Below are 15,097 nucleotides of genomic sequence, written 5' to 3' on the forward strand. Positions count from 1 at the left end.
GTATGGGGCCGTGCCCCAGGCCATTGAAAGTTATAATGCTCACAAATCACCCCGTGTGTAACTATATATAAGTAATCCTACAGGGTGTATGCATTGTCAGTGACGGTAAAGTCACGGCGTTAAACAGTGATCTGGTTTTAATGCAATATACTTAAAGCATTCGATCAATGCCACTGGCGCTTTATGTCCCGCCATTGAATTTCTGATACCCACTTGTCTGCCACCGGAAAGAAAATATTCTCCTCGGCATCCATATGATCATAGTATTTCTTGATGAAGTCTTCGATCGTATCAGCGATTACTCTCGCTTCCTGCGTTGACTGCTCCAACATCTTGAGTTGTCCGGCAATTCGCTTGAAGGCTTGATGATCTTGCTCGATAGCCATGACCCGTTGGTGGATCGGGGCTTCGGTTGCCAGCAAGGCCAGCCGAATAAGCTCTTCATTTTCATGGTGGTGCCGCTCTGCATCGCCATGCAAGGCTTCCAGTTGCTTAAACAACAGCTTGCGGTCATCGGCACCCGCAGATCCGTGCCTAATCCTCTCCAGTAACTCTTTGATCTGAGTAATTTTGGTAGCCACCTCATGATGATAGGCGTGCAGCTCTTTCAATAAGGCGTTCATGCTAAGTCCTCATCAATACACCAAGCCGTTACAGATTAAATATTATTATTAAGCAATCTCTAATGATAGCTGCACGTGTGGCATACATCTAATCGTTTAATTATAGTCAAGAGCGAAACACCCACCTTCGAAAAAACCGCCCCATTGGAAGATTTCGAAATATCAATTTGATGTTTATATGCGTTACAAGAAGAAACAGACACACCAGGATAGGTTGCGGGCTGCCCTTCAAACAGCGGGGGGCTGAGCAGAGCGGGAGGCGCAAAGGGCTGCGTTCTATGCACGGAGGTAGGGGTTGGAAACCCGCGGGTTGTGAATGCTGTTTTTGAAGGTTTGTTAAATTAAAAAGCCGGCTTGTGGCCGGCTTCTCGGGGACGCTTCCGACTAATTTATGGTAAGCCGCAATCGCCTTAACTGTGTGGCCATCAAGGGCCTGAAAGAGATGGCAGATGCCCGTGTGGGATATCGCCGAGCCCTCTGGACCGCGGCTTGCGCCGGTCGGGGCTTAATGTGCGGCGTAGCATACAAGGGCGGGCGCAGGATGCCCAGCAAAAAATTGCGCAGGGTGCTTCAACTGGGCCGCTGCTGGCGCAAATGTGACCAATGGAACACCCAGCCAAGAATTTCCAGGCCCTGCGCCTGGCGCTGAGCAGGGGTGTAGCGTTCGACCGCGTAGTTGCGCCGGTCATGGCTGTGCAGGTACAGGGTTTCGTGCGGGCCAAGACTGAGGTTGTTCACCCTGAGCATGCCGTTTTGCAGCAGGGCATAGGTTTCGCCCTCGACCACCTTGGTCATGCCCAGGTCGATGGCCAGGGTAGCTTCCAGCGGAATCAGCGGGAGCATGTTGCTGGCCGGCATTGCCAGGCAGATTGCGTTGCCGGCTTGCACACCCAAGCCCTTCAGGGTGTTTGCCGGCAAGCGCAGGTGCTTGCTGCCCACCGGCGACAGCAAGCCGTTGTGCACTTCGTAGTAGGGCACCTTCAGTACCCGGCCACGATGTTCCGAAAGCGGGGTAAGCGGGTTGGCGGGCGCTGGCCGTGGACAGCCGTTACGCAGGAGCGGGTGGGGGTGTTTGGGACCTTCACCGGTGCGCAGCCAACGGCGGTGTACACAGAACAAATCGGCCAGTTCGTCCAGCCGGGCCAAAGGCACACCGCGCTTGAACCAGTTGTTGACGTGCTGTGCTGTGACGCTGCGCTGAGCGGCGAAATCGGAAGGGGTCAGGCCACATTCATGGAGCAGGGCTCTGAGTCGGTCGCCGGAAGTGTTCATGGCAGCGAGTGTAGCGGCGAGTTGTCAGCAAGGATATGAACCGGATGTTGATTGAACTTGTAAGAAAATAGGCTGCTTGTAGGATGCTAGCGTAGGACTGTGTAGGATTTATTCTCGGTAATGCGCGCGTTGCCCATTCAGGCATAAAAAAACCCCGCCAAAGCGGGGTTTTTTCTGCAGTCGGAATCAGCCCTTGTAGGCAGCGACCGATTTGGTGATCGCGGCACGGGCGGCGTCGGCGCCTTCCCAGCCTTCGATCTTGACCCACTTGCCCTTCTCGAGATCTTTGTAGTTGGCAAAGAAGTGCTCGATCTGCTGGATCAGCAGGGCTGGCAGGTCGGTGTATTCCTTGACGTCGACGTACAGCTGCGACAGCTTGTCGTGAGGAACAGCGACGACCTTGGCGTCGCCGCCACCGTCGTCGGTCATGTTCAGCACACCGACCGGACGGGCGCGGATAACCGAGCCTGGGGCCACCGGGTAAGGGGTAACCACCAGCACGTCCAGCGGATCACCGTCGTCAGCCAGGGTGTTCGGGATGAAGCCATAGTTGGCTGGGTAGAACATTGGGGTAGCCATGAAACGGTCGACGAACAGTGTGTCGCTGTCCTTGTCGATTTCGTATTTGATCGGCGCGTGGTTGGCCGGGATCTCGATGGCGACGTAGATGTCGTTCGGCAGGTCTTTGCCCGCCGGAATCTTGCTGTAGCTCATTGGGCAGTGCCCCCGTGTTTGACCAAAAAGTGGCGGCGATTATAGGCACATTCTGCCGGGGCATGCCACGCTTGGCCTGATGTGCGGGCCCGTCAGGCTTGGCTTTCGCGGTACTCGGGATGTTCCGCCTGCAGCCGGCACAGGCGCGCCAGCGGGTCTTGCCGGTAGAACAGCGACAACTGGTGGTAGACCTGTGGATAAGCCTGATGAAGCAGGTCGGGGGCACTAAAGAAGTACTCGCTGGTAACGGCAAAGAACTCTGCCGGGTTTTCCGCAGCGTAAGGGTCGATGGCAGTTTCGGCGTCGGGGTTGGCGTCCAGTTGCTGGTTGAGATCGTCGTAAGCCTGCTGCATGGCGCTTGCCCACTCATCAACTGGCATGCCGCTGTGCAACGGTGGCAGGCCGTTGGCATCGCCATTGAGCATGTCGAGCTTGTGTGCCAGCTCATGGATGACCAGGTTGTAGGCCTCCCAGCCACCACTGGCCAGCACGCCGTTCCAGGCCAGGATGATCGGCCCCTGCTGCCACGCCTCGCCGCTGTGTTCGCCGTCCCACACATGCTCCACGCCACTGGCATCGCGGTGGCGCTGGGGGCTCTTGAAGTCGTCGGGGTACAGAATGATTTCGTGGAAGCCTTGGTACCAGTTCAGCTCACCCAGGTGAAGCAGCGGTAACTGTGCCTGGGCAGCCAGCAATAGGCGCTGCTCGTCGTCCAGCTCGACACCGGGCAGGCAGGTGAGGTGCTTGTCGAGCAGGAACAGGATGCAGGCTTCGCGCAGCCAGTGGTCTTCAGCGTCGCTGATGCCGTCCAGCATCGGCAGCCGCTCGCGTACGGCCTGCCATTGCTGTGGCGTGATCGGGTAGCGCGCCAGAGTACGCTTGCGCCGCCAGGCGCTGAATGACCACATGCCGTTTGTTCTTTACCTGTTTGTTCAGTGAGCCTTGGCCGTACGGCCCAGGCGGCCACGCAGCAAGCCGATGATCATCGGCACCAGCGACAGGATGATGATGCCCACCACCATCAGCGACAGATGCTGCTTGATGAACGGGACGTTGCCGAAGAAGTAGCCCAAGGTGACCAGGCCGCCGACCCATAGCAGCGAACCGGCAACGCTGAAGCCGAGGAAGCGTGGGTAGTGCATGTGAGCGATGCCCGCGACGAACGGTGCAAAGGTACGCAAGATAGGCAGAAAGCGCGCCATGGTCACGGTCTTGCCGCCATGGCGTTCATAGAAATCGTGGGTACGCTGCAGGTAGTCGCGGCGGAAGATCTTGGAGTTGGGGTTGTTGAACAACCGCTCGCCGACCGTTCGGCCGATCACGTAATTGGTGCTGTCGCCCAGGATTGCAGCGGCCATCAGCAGGCCGGCCAGCAGCACCGGGTCCATGCCACCACCCGCCGCAACGGCGCCGGCGATGAACAGCAGCGAGTCGCCCGGCAGGAATGGCATGACTACCAGGCCGGTTTCGCAGAAGATCACGGTGAACAGGATGGCGTAGATCCAGGGACCGTAATTGGTGACCAGCAGATCGAGGTAGGCATCGAGATGCAGGATAAGGTCCAGCGGGTTGAAATCCATGTACAGCACCTGTGTTCTTGGGCGTAGGCTTGGTTACCGGGGGAGGGGTAAATTTTCACACATGACAGGTGCGCCATTATACGGCTAAGTGAGGATCATGCCCGAGGAGTTTGTAGCGGGGGGTTACGGTAGAGGGGGATTCCTTCATCAGCCTCTTAGCGGGCACGCCCGCTAAGAGGTCGGTGCCGGTCAATCCTGACTGATCGGCAGGATGTAGCTCTTGAACTCGGTATCCTCGCGAAAACCGATGGATTCGTAAGTCTTGTGCGCAACTTCATTGTTCGCGCTGGTCGACACCCGCATGCGCACAGCATTGGTCTCTTTGGCCATTTTCTTCGCCTCGCGAATCAGGTGGTCGGCCACCAGCATGCGCCGGGAGTCCTCAGCTACATAGATATCGTTGAGAATCCATACCCGCTTCAACGACAGCGACGAGTAGCTCGGGTACAGCTGGCAAAAGCCCAGCAGTTTGCCGTCGTCATCATCCGGAAGTGCCAGGTAAATCACCGATTCATCCCGTTTCAGTCGCTTTTCCAAAAAGCTGCGCGAGCTGTCGGGGTAGGGCAACTGCCCATAGAATTCACGGTATTTGACGAACAACGGCGTGATCAGGTCGAGGTGTTCCAGGGTTGCCTTGATGATGCGCATGTGCGGCCCTCAGAGTCCATTTGGAAAACAGCGGAATGCCAGCAGCGTTCAAGGGCATGCTGCCCCAATGCACGGCACAAGTGCAATCCGCCTTCCGTGACAGGTTTTTTACCCTTTGCCGAGCAGGAAGTTACCTTTTTGGCTGGCGCTGTCTTCACTCTCCAGGCTGTGGACCTCTGCTTCGTCCTTCAGATTCACCCCGGAAAGTTGGCGCCGGCAGGCTTCGCGCATCAAGTACAACAAGCGGTGCGCCGCCATGCCATAGCTCAGCCCCTCCAGGCGGATATTGGAAATGCAGTTGCGGTAGGCATCGGTCAGGCCGACCTTGGGGGCATAGGTGAAGTACAGGCCAAGGCTGTCGGGCGAGCTCAGCCCCGGGCGCTCGCCGATCAGCATCACTGTCATCCGGGCGCCCAGCAGCTCGCCGACCTCGTCGGCAACTGCCACACGGCCCTGCTGCACCAGCACCACCGGGGCGCTGGTCCAGCCGTCGGCGGCAGCCTGTTCCTCGAAGCGGGTCAGGAACGGTAGCGTGTGGCGATGCACGGCCAGTGCCGAGAGGCCGTCAGCCACCACGATGGCCAGGTCGACGCCGCCTGGGTTGGCTTGGACGTGCTGGCGAAGGGTCGCAATCGAGTCTTCGTTCAGCCGGCGGCCAAGGTCCGGCCGCTGCAGGTACTGGTGGCGGTCGCTGGCCGCGCTGTGCAACACCAGGCTTTCGCGCCCGCGGTCACTGAGCTGGCTGGCCAGGCCGGCGTGGTCGAAAGCCAGGTGCACGGCATCACGTGCCTGGGCATGGGCGAACTGGAAGTCCAGCTGCGCCCCGGTCGGCAGGCTGGTGCCAGTGCGGCCCAGGGCGATGCGCGCCGGGGTCAGGTTGCGCAGGGCCAGCCAAGGGTTGTCGGGGGTAGGCGTGCGATGGTCCATGGTCATCCCTATGCAAGCTGTGCCAAGGCCTGGCGGAAGGCCGGCGGCAGGTTGTCACCGAAACGCACCCGGCCGTCGGCCTGGGTGAAAATGCCGGTGCGGGCCAGCCATGCCTCGAATTCCGGCCCAGGCTTCAGGCCCAGGGTCTGGCGCGCGTACAGCGCGTCATGGAACGAGGTGGTCTGGTAGTTGAGCATGATGTCGTCGGAGCCGGGGATGCCCATGATGAAGTTGATGCCGGCCACACCCAGCAGCGTCAGCAAGGTGTCCATGTCGTCCTGATCGGCTTCGGCATGGTTGGTGTAGCAGATATCGCAACCCATCGGCACGCCCAGCAGTTTGCCGCAGAAATGGTCTTCGAGGCCGGCGCGGATGATCTGCTTGCCGTTGTACAGGTATTCCGGGCCAATGAAACCGACCACGGTGTTGACCAGAAACGGCTTGAAGTGACGGGCCACGGCATAGGCGCGGGTTTCGCAGGTCTGCTGGTCGACGCCGTGGTGGGCGTTGGCCGAGAGCGCGCTGCCCTGGCCGGTTTCGAAATACATCAGGTTCTGCCCGAGGGTGCCACGTTTTAGCGACAGACCTGCTTCGTAGCCTTCCTGCAACACGTTCAGGTTGATGCCGAAGCTGGCGTTGGCCGCCTCTGTGCCAGCGATGGACTGGAACACCAGGTCTAGTGGCACGCCACGGTTGATCGCTTCGATCGAGGTGGTGACGTGGGTCAGCACGCAGGACTGAGTGGGGATGTCGTAGCGCTGGATGATGGCGTCGAGCATTTCCAGCAGGGCGCAAATCGAAGCGATGCTGTCGGTGGCCGGGTTGATGCCGATCATGGCGTCGCCGTTGCCGTACAGCAAACCGTCGAGAATGCTGGCGGCAATACCGGCCGGTTCGTCTGTCGGGTGGTTGGGTTGCAGCCGGGTCGACAGGCGCCCGCGCAGGCCCATGGTGCCGCGGAACCGGGTGACCACGCGGATTTTCTGCGCCACCAGCACCAGGTCCTGCACGCGCATGATCTTCGACACGGCAGCGGCCATTTCCGGGGTCAGCCCGGGCGCCAGGGCGCGCAGGCTGTCTTCGTTGGCTTCCTCGCTCAGCAGCCAGTCGCGCAGACCACCCACGGTCAGGTGGCTGACCGGGGCGAAGGCCTGGGCATCGTGGGTGTCGATGATCAGGCGGGTCACTTCATCTGCTTCGTAAGGGATCAGTGCTTCATTGAGAAAGTGCGTCAGCGGAATATTGGCCAACGCCATCTGCGCGGCGACACGCTCGCCGTCGTTGCTGGCCGCCACGCCTGCCAGGCAGTCCCCGGAGCGTGCCGGGCTGGCCTTGGCCATCACGTCCTTGAGGCTGTCGAAGCGGTAGACCAGGTGGCCGACCGTGTGTACGAAACTTGCCATACAGAATCTCCAGAGCCGCGGGTTGCCCCGCGGCGGGTGGCGGCGATCAGTGCAGGGCCTCTTCGGCCTTCTGGATCGCGGCGAATTCCTCTTCCGGTGTGCCCGCAACCAGGTGGTGGCGGCTGTAGAAAGCAAAGTAGGCAATTAATACCGCATAGATCACTGCAGCGCCAATGACTACCCGCGGGTCAACCAGGAATCCGGCGACCACGGCGATACACGCCAGCACCAGCGCCAGGCCGGAAGTAAAGATGCCACCCGGGGTGCGGTAGGGGCGTTCCATCTTTGGCCGGCGGATGCGTAGGGTGATGTGCGCAGCCATCATCAGCACGTAAGACAGGGTAGCGCCAAACACTGCCACCAGGATCAGCAAGTCACCCTGGCCCGTCAGCGACAGGGCAAAGCCGATGATGCCCGGGATGACCAAGGCCATTACCGGGGCCTTGCTTTTGTTGGTTTCCGACAATTTGCGCGGCAGGTAACCGGCGCGGGACAGGGCGAAGATCTGCCGGGAATAGGCATAGATGATCGAGAAGAAGCTGGCGATCAGCCCGGCCAGACCGACCAGGTTGACGAAGCCGCCCATCCAGGTGGAGCCGCCGTAGGCCTTCGACAGGGCTTCGACCAGCGGGTTACCGGAGGCCTTCAGCGCCTCGGAGCCTGCGCCGCCCGGGCCGACCACCAGGATCAGCAAGGCGAAGGCCAGCAGTACCAGCATGGCGCCGATCAGGCCGCGAGGCAGGTCACGCTTGGGGTTCTTGGTTTCTTCTGCGGCCAGCGGCACGCCTTCGACGGCAAGGAAGAACCAGATGGCGTAGGGGATGGCTGCCCACACGCCGACATAGCCAAACGGCAGGAAGCTGCTGGCGCCGACGGCGTCCGTTTTGGCGATGTCGAACAGGTTGGCTGCATCAAAATGGGGCACCATGCCTATCAGGAATACGGCCAGGGCAATGGCGGCGATGGCGGTGATGATGAACATCAGCTTCAGTGCCTCACCCACGCCGAAAATGTGGATGCTGATGAACACGATGTAGAACGCCAGGTAGATCATCCAGCCGCCGATACCGAACAGCGATTGGCAGTAGGCGCCGATGAACACCGCGATGGCGGCAGGGGCGATGGCGTATTCGATAAGGATCGCCGTGCCGGTCAAAAAGCCGCCCCATGGGCCGAAGGCACTGCGGGCAAAGCCATAGCCACCGCCAGCGGTGGGGATCATCGACGACAGCTCGGCCAGCGAGAAGCACATGCACAGGTACATGGTGGCCATCAGCAAGGTGGCCAGGAACATGCCGCCCCAGCCGCCCTGCGCCAGGCCGAAGTTCCAGCCGGCGTAATCGCCGGAAATGACGTACGCCACGCCCAGGCCGACCAGCAGTACCCAGCCGGCAGCGCCTTTTTTCAGTTCACGTTGCTGGAAATAGTCAGAGCCGACTTTCTCGAAGTCGACGGAAGAGCCTGCCGGCGATCCGGCGGAATGTTCGCTTGGCATAGATTCACCTGTTGTTTTTCTTGGTGGCCGGAAGGGTTCCGGGCCGATGGTGATGGGTGCTGCAGGAAGCGAGCCAGGGCGGCTGGTGCACGGTTGCCGCCCGGGTTTTGTGTAAAGCAGGTCCGGCCTCTTCGCGGGCTTGCCCGCTCCCACAGGTACCGAACCGGTTCTGGAACCAACGGTGAACCTGTAGGAGCGGGTTTACCCGCGAAGAAGGCGACGCGGTCTAGAAGAAGCCCAACGGGTTGATGTCGTAGCTCACCAGCAGGTTCTTGGTCTGCTGATAGTGATCCAGCATCATTTTGTGCGTCTCACGCCCGACCCCCGACTTCTTGTACCCGCCGAATGCGGCATGCGCCGGGTACAGGTGGTAGCAGTTGGTCCACACACGGCCAGCCTTGATCCCGCGGCCCATGCGGTAGGCACGGTTGATGTCGCGGGTCCACACGCCGGCACCCAGGCCGAACTCGGTGTCGTTGGCAATCGCCAGTGCTTCGGCTTCATCCTTGAAGGTGGTGACGCTGACCACCGGGCCGAAGATTTCTTCCTGGAACACGCGCATCTTGTTGTTGCCCTTGAGCAGGGTCGGCTGGATGTAGTAACCGGTAGCCAGCGCACCTTCCAGCTTCTCGACCTTGCCGCCGGTGAGCAGCTCGGCGCCTTCGTCCTGGGCAATCTGCAGGTAAGAGAGGATCTTTTCGAACTGCTGCTGCGAGGCCTGGGCGCCGACCATGGTGTCGGTGTCCAGCGGGTCGCCGCGCTTGATCTGCAGCACCTTCTTCATCACCACTTCCATGAACTGCGGGTAGATCGACTCTTGCACCAGGGCACGCGACGGGCAGGTGCACACTTCGCCCTGGTTGAAGAACGCCAGCACCATGCCTTCTGCCGCCTTCTCGATGAAGCTTGGCTCGGCCTGCATGATGTCTTCGAAGTACACGTTCGGCGACTTGCCACCCAGTTCGACGGTGGACGGGATGATGTTCTCGGCCGCGCATTTCATGATGTGCGAGCCCACCGGGGTAGAGCCGGTGAAGGCGATCTTGGCGATGCGCTTGCTGGTGGCCAGGGCTTCACCGGCTTCGCGGCCGTAGCCTTGCACCACGTTGAGCACGCCAGGTGGCAACAGGTCGCCAATGACTTCGAGCAGGACGGTGATGCCCAGCGGCGTCTGTTCGGCAGGCTTGAGCACCACGCAGTTACCAGCGGCCAGTGCCGGGGCAAGCTTCCAGGCAGCCATCAGGATCGGGAAGTTCCAGGGGATGATCTGCCCGACCACGCCCAGTGGCTCGTGGATGTGGTAGGCCACGGTGCCTTCATTGATTTCGGCAGCACCGCCTTCCTGGGCGCGGATGCAGCCAGCGAAATAGCGGAAGTGATCGACTGCCAGCGGAATGTCGGCGTTGAGGGTTTCGCGGATCGGCTTGCCGTTGTCCCAGGTTTCGGTGATGGCCAGCAGTTCGAGGTTCTGCTCGATACGGTCGGCAATCCTCAGCAGAACGTTGGAACGATCCTGCACTGAAGTGCGGCCCCAGGCGTCGGCCGCAGCATGGGCGGCATCCAGGGCTTTCTCGATGTCTTCGGCAGTAGAACGGGGGAATTCAGCGATCAGCTTGCCATTCACCGGGGAGGTATTTTCGAAGTACTGCCCCTTTACCGGAGCAACGAACTCACCACCGATGTAGTTGCCGTAGCGGTTCTTGAAGGAAACCTTCGCGCCCTCGGTACCGGGATGTGCATAACGCATGGTGTGTCTCCTTGGTATTGTGCTTTTTAGGGAGTTGAAAAGCATAGAGCAAGGGTTGGGCCAGTGTTGGCCGTGCCAGGCAAATCAATGACTTGGGTCATTTTTACCGGCCTGATCAAGGAGGGCTGTGCCGGCGTCGGTACGCCAGGGGTGACACTTTGTGCCGTTTGCGACACGTCACCGGTGTGTGCATTGCAAAGCCTACCCGGGTGGAGGATGCTGGGCTGACGCTCTATCTGCGGAGAATTACAACAATGCAGAGCAATCACTTCACTCGCCATGCCCGGCAGGTCCATAGCGTTGCCCATGGTGGGGCTGGGGAGGGCGGCAGTGACCCGTCCATCGCCCGTTCCTGGCTGCGCTGCCTGGAGGACTACCACCTCGACCCGGCGGTGATCGAAGCCCCGGTGGTGCTTGAGCATGGGCGCCTGCTGGAAAGCCGCGAGCGCCTGCACCAGGTGCTGCAAATTGCCGACCATGAAATGAACAGCCTGCACCAGCAGCTTTCCGGTGCGGGCCACGCGGTGCTGCTGACCGACGCCCGCGGGGTGATCCTCAACTGCGTCAGTGCCCCCACCGAGCGGCGCAGCTTCGAACAGGCCGGGCTGTGGCTGGGCGCCGACTGGAGCGAGGCGCGCGAGGGCACCAATGGCATCGGCACCTGCCTGGTCGAACGCCAGGCGCTGACCATCCACCAGAACGAGCACTTCCGTGGCCGTCACACCGGCCTGACCTGCTCGGCCAGCCCGGTGTTCGACCCGCATGGCGAACTGCTGGCGGTACTCGACGTGTCCTCGGCGCGCCCCGACGTATCGCGGCAAAGCCAGTTCCACACCATGGCATTGGTCAACCTGTCGGCGAAGATGATCGAAAGCTGCTATTTCCTGCGCCATTTCGAGCAGCAATGGTTATTGCGTTTTCACCTGCAAGCCGAGTCGGTCGGCCTGTTCAGTGAAGGCTTGCTGGCGTTCGACGGCGATGGCCGCATTTGCGCTGCGAACCAAAGCGCACTGAACCTGCTGGGCACGGTACGGGGTGGCGTGCTGGGCAAACCGTTGGAGTGCTTTTTCGCGTGCAGCCATGACGAAATGTTCAGCCGTGCCACGCCCGGAGGCAGCACTGCCTGGCCGCTGCGCACCCTGGATGGTCGCCAGGTGTTCGCCAGCCTGCGGGGGCAGGCCCGGGCGCCGGTTTGGTCAGTGCCGGCCGCCCAGCCGCGGCCTGCACGTGAAGTGGAGCCGCTGGTCTGTCTGCTGGACCCTGCGTTGCAAAATGATTTCCGCCGCAGCGTGCGGGTGTTCGAGCGCGATGTGCCATTGCTGCTGCGCGGCGAGACCGGCTGTGGCAAGGAGGCGTTCGCCCAGGCTGTGCACCAGGCCAGTGAGCGGCGCGGCAAACCGTTCGTCGCCATCAACTGCGCTTCTATCCCGGAAAGCCTGATCGAGAGTGAGCTGTTCGGGTACCGCGGCGGCAGTTTTACCGGCGCGCGCAAGGAGGGCATGCGCGGCAAGCTGTTGCAGGCCGACGGCGGCACCTTGCTGCTGGACGAGATCGGCGACATGCCGCTTGCCCTGCAAACCCGCCTGCTGCGGGTGATGGAGGAGCGCCAGGTGGTGCCGATCGGGGGAGAGCCACAGGCGGTGGACGTGCGCATCGTCAGCGCTACGCACCGTGACCTGCTGGAACGGGTTGAACAGGGCAGTTTCCGCGAGGACCTGTATTACCGCCTCAATGGCCTGGAGGTGGCGTTGCCGGCGGTGCGAGAACGCAGTGACAAGGCGCAGTTGCTGGACTTTCTGCTACGCCAGGAGACGCAGGGGCAACGCATAGACATCGAGCCCAGGGCGCGACAGGCGTTGCTCGAATTTACCTGGCCGGGGAACGTGCGGCAGATGCGCAATGTGCTGCGTACTTTGGTGGCGCTTTGCGAAGATGCCCGCATTACCTTTGCGGACCTCCCCGCGGTCATCCGCTCCAGCCCACCTACCGTGAGGGCGGGTGAGCCCGTGAAGATGTCCGACCAGGCAATAGAGGGCGAGGGCGTTGCCCTCGTTCGCGGGCAAGACCGCTCCCACAGGTCCGCCGGTGCCGCAGAGATTGAGGGTGAATCTGTAGGGGCCGAGGTTCTGCTCGACGCGGAGCGGCAAGCGCTGAAGGAGGTCCTGGAGGCAAAACACTGGCATCTCACCCGCGTCGCCGAGCACTTGGGCATCAGCCGCAATACCTTGTATCGAAAACTGCGCAAACACGGCATTACCAGGGGCGACTGAGCGAAACAGCGGGTGCGATTTGTCGCGCCCTGGGCTACCCTGCCTCGATGTTTTGCGAGGTCGACCATGCATATTCACATTCTCGGTATTTGCGGCACTTTCATGGGTTCGCTGGCGGTGCTGGCCAAGGAACTTGGCCACCGCGTCACCGGCTCCGACGCCAACGTCTATCCCCCGATGAGCACCCAGCTCGAAGCCCAGGGTATCGAGCTGACCCAAGGCTATGACCCGGCCCAGCTGGACCCGGCGCCAGACCTGGTGGTCATCGGTAACGCCATGTCGCGCGGCAACCCAGCGGTTGAATACGTGCTGAACAAGGGCCTGCCCTACGTCTCCGGCCCGCAGTGGCTGGCCGATCACGTGCTGCAAGGTCGCTGGGTGCTGGCCGTTGCCGGCACTCACGGCAAGACCACCACCAGCAGCATGCTGGCCTGGGTGCTGGAGCACGCTGGCATGAGCCCGGGCTTCCTGATTGGTGGTGTGCCGCAGAACTTCTCGGTGTCGGCCCGTTTGGGCGACACGCCGTTCTTTGTGGTGGAGGCCGACGAGTACGACAGCGCCTTCTTCGACAAGCGCTCGAAGTTCGTCCACTATCACCCGCGTACTGCGATCCTCAACAACCTTGAGTTCGATCACGCAGACATCTTCCCGGACCTGGCCTCGATCGAGCGGCAGTTCCACCACTTGGTGCGCACTATCCCCAGCGAAGGCCTGGTCATCCACCCGACCACCGAGCAAGCGCTGGAGCGTGTGATCGGCATGGGCTGCTGGACCCCTGTGCAAACCACCGGTGAGGGCGGCCAGTGGCAAGCCCGCCTGCTCAGCCCCGATGGCTCGCGCTTTGAAGTACTGTTCGAGGGCGAAGTGCAGGGTGTGGTGGACTGGGCGCTGACCGGCCAGCACAACGTCGCCAACGCCTTGGCCACCCTGGCAGCCGCGCGTCATGTAGGCGTGGTGCCAGCCATGGGCATTGACGGCCTGAGTGCTTTCAAGAGCGTCAAGCGGCGCATGGAGAAGGTTGCCGAAGTACAAGGTGTGACCATCTACGATGACTTCGCCCACCATCCGACTGCCATTGCCACCACGCTCGACGGCCTGCGCAAGCGGGTGGGGGAGGCGCCTGTGATCGCGGTGATCGAGCCACGCTCCAACTCGATGAAACTCGGTGCCCACCGTGACGGCCTGCCAGAAAGCGTCAACGACGCCGACCAGGTGATCTGGTATGCGCCGGCCAACCTCGGCTGGGACCTGGCTGCCACCGCCGCGCAGTGCAAGGTGCCGAGCGTGGTGGCCGATAGCCTCGAAGCGATCATCGAGCGGATCAAAGGCCAGGCTCGCCCAGGCACCCATGTGGTGATCATGAGCAACGGCGGCTTCGGCGGCCTGCACGGCAAGCTGGCCGAGGCGCTGAAGTGAGCGGGCCGGAACGCATCACCCTGGCCATGACGGGCGCCTCGGGTGCCCAGTATGGCCTTCGCCTGCTCGATTGCCTGGTACGCGAAGACCGCGAGGTGCACTTCCTGATCTCCAAGGCCGCACAGTTGGTGATGGCCACCGAGACAGATGTTGTGTTGCCGGCCAAGCCCCAGGCGATGCAGGCGTTTCTGACTGAATACACCGGCGCGGCCGACGGGCAGATCCGCGTGTATGGCAAGGAAGACTGGATGTCGCCGGTAGCCTCGGGTTCTGGCGCCCCGGCGGCAATGGTGGTGGTCCCCTGTTCCACTGGCACTTTGTCGTCCATCGCCACTGGCGCCTGCAACAACCTGATCGAGCGGGCTGCCGACGTCACCCTCAAGGAGCGGCGTCAACTGATCCTGGTGCCACGCGAAGCGCCATTCTCCACCATCCACCTGGAAAACATGCTCAAGCTGTCGCAAATGGGCGCGGTCATCTTGCCGGCGGCTCCGGGGTTCTATCACCAGCCGCAGACCATCGACGACCTGGTCGACTTTGTCGTGGCGCGTATCCTCAACCTGCTGAACATCCCCCAGGACATGTTGCCACGTTGGGGCGAGCACCACTTCGGGGTGGATGATTGAAGCGAGCACTGGCGGGGTTGCTGGCGCTTGTGATGCTGAGTGGGTGCGCCACTGTGCGCACGCTGGATGCCAACAAGCCCGGCGCACCAGTGGTGTATGCCGGTACCCGGCTGGATTTGTATGTGATCAATGGCGGGTGTTGCCCGCGGGATCATTACGGGGCGGACGCTCCGGCGTATCCGCGCCTGGATCTGCCCGGCAGCATGCTGCTCGATACCCTGTTGCTGCCGTTGTCTTTGCTGACAGCGGCCGGCATAGGCTTCCAGGCTACCGGCGGCCTGTGATGGCCTCTTCGCAGGCACGCCCATTGCTACTGTTGAGTAGTCACTGGAAGATTATCGAGACCCTGTGGGAGCGGGCGTGCCCGCGAAGAGGC

14 protein-coding genes are annotated in these 15,097 nt (G+C 61.5%); 4 read left to right on the forward strand and 10 right to left on the reverse strand.

Annotated elements, in window-relative coordinates:
* Positions 1–164: 164 nt before the first annotated feature.
* The 10 genes from QCL51_RS02520 to QCL51_RS02565 all read right to left on the reverse strand — a co-directional run bounded on the left by QCL51_RS02520 (position 165) and on the right by QCL51_RS02565 (position 10,409).
* Positions 165–623 (reverse strand): hemerythrin domain-containing protein, encoded by a 459-nt coding sequence (locus tag QCL51_RS02520; protein WP_103443418.1) that lies wholly within the window; start codon positions 621–623, stop codon positions 165–167.
* A 570-nt stretch (positions 624–1,193) separates the two neighbouring features.
* Positions 1,194–1,895: an XRE family transcriptional regulator gene (locus QCL51_RS02525; protein WP_103443419.1), complete on the reverse strand. Its 702-nt coding sequence runs from the start codon at positions 1,893–1,895 to the stop codon at positions 1,194–1,196.
* Positions 1,896–2,081: 186 nt separating this feature from the next.
* Positions 2,082–2,609 carry an inorganic diphosphatase gene (gene ppa / locus QCL51_RS02530; protein WP_021783943.1) on the reverse strand — a complete coding sequence of 176 codons (528 nt, stop codon included), beginning with the start codon at positions 2,607–2,609 and terminating at the stop codon, positions 2,082–2,084.
* A 92-nt stretch (positions 2,610–2,701) separates the two neighbouring features.
* A complete protein-coding gene (locus tag QCL51_RS02535) occupies positions 2,702–3,517 on the reverse strand; it encodes a M90 family metallopeptidase (protein ID WP_021783944.1) in 816 nt (271 codons plus the stop codon).
* A 24-nt stretch (positions 3,518–3,541) separates the two neighbouring features.
* A complete protein-coding gene (locus QCL51_RS02540) occupies positions 3,542–4,189 on the reverse strand; it encodes a DedA family protein (RefSeq protein ID WP_021783945.1) in 648 nt (215 codons plus the stop codon).
* A gap of 189 nt (positions 4,190–4,378) precedes the next feature.
* Positions 4,379–4,837 carry a GNAT family N-acetyltransferase gene (locus QCL51_RS02545; RefSeq protein WP_028697785.1) on the reverse strand — a complete coding sequence of 153 codons (459 nt, stop codon included), beginning with the start codon at positions 4,835–4,837 and terminating at the stop codon, positions 4,379–4,381.
* Between the two features lie 108 nt (positions 4,838–4,945).
* Positions 4,946–5,764 carry an ethanolamine ammonia-lyase subunit EutC gene (gene eutC, locus QCL51_RS02550; protein WP_135192542.1) on the reverse strand — a complete coding sequence of 273 codons (819 nt, stop codon included), beginning with the start codon at positions 5,762–5,764 and terminating at the stop codon, positions 4,946–4,948.
* An 8-nt stretch (positions 5,765–5,772) separates the two neighbouring features.
* Complete coding sequence (locus QCL51_RS02555; RefSeq protein ID WP_021783948.1) at positions 5,773–7,167, reverse strand: ethanolamine ammonia-lyase subunit EutB; 1,395 nt, start codon at positions 7,165–7,167, stop codon at positions 5,773–5,775.
* Between the two features lie 46 nt (positions 7,168–7,213).
* Entirely contained in the window at positions 7,214–8,662 is a 1,449-nt protein-coding gene (gene eat / locus QCL51_RS02560; RefSeq protein ID WP_021783949.1) for an ethanolamine permease, read from the reverse strand.
* Between the two features lie 226 nt (positions 8,663–8,888).
* The gene (locus tag QCL51_RS02565) at positions 8,889–10,409 is read right to left on the reverse strand and encodes an aldehyde dehydrogenase family protein (RefSeq protein ID WP_021783950.1); all 1,521 of its coding nucleotides are present in this window, start codon (positions 10,407–10,409) and stop codon (positions 8,889–8,891) included.
* A gap of 254 nt (positions 10,410–10,663) precedes the next feature.
* Between QCL51_RS02565 and QCL51_RS02570 the strand changes: the two genes are divergently transcribed.
* The 4 genes from QCL51_RS02570 to QCL51_RS02585 all read left to right on the forward strand — a co-directional run bounded on the left by QCL51_RS02570 (position 10,664) and on the right by QCL51_RS02585 (position 15,005).
* Entirely contained in the window at positions 10,664–12,679 is a 2,016-nt protein-coding gene (locus tag QCL51_RS02570) for a sigma-54-dependent Fis family transcriptional regulator (RefSeq protein ID WP_338444576.1), read from the forward strand.
* Positions 12,680–12,745: 66 nt separating this feature from the next.
* Positions 12,746–14,095: a UDP-N-acetylmuramate:L-alanyl-gamma-D-glutamyl-meso-diaminopimelate ligase gene (gene mpl / locus QCL51_RS02575; RefSeq protein ID WP_003255349.1), complete on the forward strand. Its 1,350-nt coding sequence runs from the start codon at positions 12,746–12,748 to the stop codon at positions 14,093–14,095.
* Complete coding sequence (gene ubiX, locus QCL51_RS02580) at positions 14,092–14,721, forward strand: flavin prenyltransferase UbiX (protein WP_021783952.1); 630 nt, start codon at positions 14,092–14,094, stop codon at positions 14,719–14,721. Before mpl ends, ubiX begins: the two co-directional genes overlap by 4 nt.
* The gene (locus tag QCL51_RS02585) at positions 14,718–15,005 is read left to right on the forward strand and encodes a YceK/YidQ family lipoprotein (RefSeq protein WP_021783953.1); all 288 of its coding nucleotides are present in this window, start codon (positions 14,718–14,720) and stop codon (positions 15,003–15,005) included. Before ubiX ends, QCL51_RS02585 begins: the two co-directional genes overlap by 4 nt.
* Positions 15,006–15,097 lie beyond the last annotated feature (92 nt).

Origin of the sequence: Pseudomonas sp. LTR0, assembly GCF_036630035.1 — a bacterium.
Classification (GTDB): Bacteria; Pseudomonadota; Gammaproteobacteria; order Pseudomonadales; family Pseudomonadaceae; genus Aquipseudomonas; species Aquipseudomonas putida_Y.

Excerpts from the sequence above, each read along its gene's own strand:
- mpl (WP_003255349.1), top strand. The coding sequence starts at position 12,746 with ATGCATATTCACATTCTCGGTATTTGCGGCACTTTCATGGGTTCGCTG.
- ppa (WP_021783943.1), bottom strand. The coding sequence starts at position 2,609 with ATGAGCTACAGCAAGATTCCGGCGGGCAAAGACCTGCCGAACGACATC.
- QCL51_RS02565 (WP_021783950.1), bottom strand. The coding sequence starts at position 10,409 with ATGCGTTATGCACATCCCGGTACCGAGGGCGCGAAGGTTTCCTTCAAG.
- QCL51_RS02540 (WP_021783945.1), bottom strand. The coding sequence starts at position 4,189 with ATGGATTTCAACCCGCTGGACCTTATCCTGCATCTCGATGCCTACCTC.
- QCL51_RS02535 (WP_021783944.1), bottom strand. The coding sequence starts at position 3,517 with ATGTGGTCATTCAGCGCCTGGCGGCGCAAGCGTACTCTGGCGCGCTAC.
- QCL51_RS02525 (WP_103443419.1), bottom strand. The coding sequence starts at position 1,895 with ATGAACACTTCCGGCGACCGACTCAGAGCCCTGCTCCATGAATGTGGC.
- QCL51_RS02545 (WP_028697785.1), bottom strand. The coding sequence starts at position 4,837 with ATGCGCATCATCAAGGCAACCCTGGAACACCTCGACCTGATCACGCCG.
- QCL51_RS02555 (WP_021783948.1), bottom strand. The coding sequence starts at position 7,167 with ATGGCAAGTTTCGTACACACGGTCGGCCACCTGGTCTACCGCTTCGAC.
- eutC (WP_135192542.1), bottom strand. The coding sequence starts at position 5,764 with ATGGACCATCGCACGCCTACCCCCGACAACCCTTGGCTGGCCCTGCGC.
- QCL51_RS02520 (WP_103443418.1), bottom strand. The coding sequence starts at position 623 with ATGAACGCCTTATTGAAAGAGCTGCACGCCTATCATCATGAGGTGGCT.
- eat (WP_021783949.1), bottom strand. The coding sequence starts at position 8,662 with ATGCCAAGCGAACATTCCGCCGGATCGCCGGCAGGCTCTTCCGTCGAC.
- QCL51_RS02570 (WP_338444576.1), top strand. The coding sequence starts at position 10,664 with ATGCAGAGCAATCACTTCACTCGCCATGCCCGGCAGGTCCATAGCGTT.